This is a genomic window from Vibrio sp. 10N.261.51.A3 (assembly GCF_041471965.1).
GTDB classification, from domain to species: Bacteria; Pseudomonadota; Gammaproteobacteria; order Enterobacterales; family Vibrionaceae; genus Vibrio; species Vibrio crassostreae_C.
Genome location: NZ_JBFRPK010000109.1, coordinates 1 through 1,900 on the forward strand (window position 1 = coordinate 1; position 1,900 = coordinate 1,900).

At 44.3% G+C, this 1,900-nt stretch carries 2 protein-coding genes; one reads left to right on the forward strand and one right to left on the reverse strand.

The genetic code is table 11. The features are described 5' to 3' along the window. The coding region (locus AB4371_RS21270; protein WP_372150629.1) for an IS110 family transposase at positions 1 to 780 on the forward strand (780 nt) is incomplete at its 5' end. A 394-nt stretch (positions 781 to 1,174) separates the two neighbouring features. On the opposite strand, the gene AB4371_RS21275 is transcribed toward AB4371_RS21270, so the two are convergent. Further along, positions 1,175 to 1,411 carry a hypothetical protein gene (locus tag AB4371_RS21275; protein WP_198591231.1) on the reverse strand — a complete coding sequence of 79 codons (237 nt, stop codon included), beginning with the start codon at positions 1,409 to 1,411 and terminating at the stop codon, positions 1,175 to 1,177. Positions 1,412 to 1,900: the final 489 nt, after the last annotated feature.

A 1,900-nucleotide genomic window follows, 5' to 3' on the forward strand; every position in this document is an offset into this window, starting at 1 on the left:
GCAAGAACACTCAATAAACTGGGTCACGACACCCGTATTATGGCCGTTAAATACGTAATTCCTTATCGAACCAAGGGAAAGAACGACCTTAATGATGCTGTTGCTATCTGCGAAGCTGTTCAGCGACCATCCACTCGCTTTGTGCCCGTAAAATCACCAGAGCAACAAGCCATCCTATCGGTACATAGAATGAGAGAACATTGGGTTCGTGAACGCACCGCGCTTATGAATCGCATGCGCGCCCTACTTTCTGAGTTCGGGTTGATCATTCCCGTTGGTCGCTCTTCATTGATGAAACAGATTCCCTTAATGCTCGAAGATGCAGAAAATGAACTGCCACATCTCGCTAGAACGGTGATTGCCGATGCTTATCACCACCTTGGTGAATTGAATCAACGTATCGCCGATACTGAACAAGTCTTCGACTCTTTTGCTAAGGTCAGCGCTAATGTTCAACGAGTGATGAAAGTTCGAGGTATTGGGTCGCAAACCGCTACTGCGATACTTGCTTCGATAGGCAATGGTTCTCAATTTGATAAAAGCCGTGATTTCTCTGCTTGGCTAGGACTCGTACCAAAGCAATATTCCACAGGAGGAAAACCTCGGTTAGGTCGGATAACCAAACACGGCGACAAGCAAGATAAGTTAAGTCAGTGGTGTCGAGGCGTTCTAGAACGAAGAGGAATGAACCGAGCAATAGTGGCACTGGCCGCGAAGAACGCACGAATTATATGGTCACTTTTACACAATCAAACAGAATATGAAAACTATGCTGCTTAAGTAAAAACCGAAGCAGCATAAAGGGTTAAACCCACCGGGTCATTGCAGACGCTAATGATGGAGATAGGTTAAGACCACTTGCGGAGAGCCTGTTAGTGCGGCGGACACACTAGATGTCATCTAACGAATAAGGCACCGCAGTCGCGTAAAGTCATCAGGGCCACGACGTATGCGAATCGTCGATAAGTAGGCCGAATGTAGAGCGGCAGTCCAAAACCCATCAACATAAGTTTAGCGGATGTTTGACAACCGGGGGAATCCATGTAGCCGCGTTAAGTGGTGAACAACGCCCACCACCAAACCTAAACCATTGTACCTTTGACACTTAAGCTGACTTGAACCTAAACCGCCAAGCGTTATGAATCCGCCTTAAACTCCTTATTTGTTAGATAAATTAGTCAACATCCCACTGTTTCCAGTGTTGGCATAGGCTCAGGACACCATCGTTCTCTACCTTGTTTAATGGAAAATCGTAAAGATCTAAGAACAACTGTTCGATGTATTTCGCTTGGCGATTACTGCAAGGAAAATAGGAGAAGTAAATAAGAGCTTCATCGCTGAAATCTTTCTTTTTCCAATGAGACCGCAATCGAGGGCTGATGCCCCCTTTGCCAACATATAGGCATGTCATGTGAAAACGATCATCTTGGGCACAGTAGTCCTTTTATGCCAAAGCATATAGATACCTGATTGTTGCCGAATGTTCCAGAGCTTAAGTTGATGCTCTGCGATTGTTTCGTCTGTAAACCACCCAATATTAGATTTGGATATTTGAGACAAACTGAAGCCAAAATTGGTCTCTGTGGACAAAATACGATCGAAATTGTCATCTATATCGCAACAGGAGCAATTACAAAACTCAAAACAGCTCATATTTCCTCGGTACCTCTCATGTTTGTCTAGCGCTTTATAGATGGACTTTTTCATCTGTGCATTCCATCGATGTTGCTGCCATTGATTATAAAACTCAACAAGTATCAACCCTCAGTGTGAATCGACATATGGTTTCGGGGTCAAACTACAAAAAGGTTCCGTATAAGAGACCAAAGTACGGATTAGATTAACTTGGTCTATTGGTGTGCTGAGTAGGTGTCTCAATCGTAAGCGTGTCATGAACACC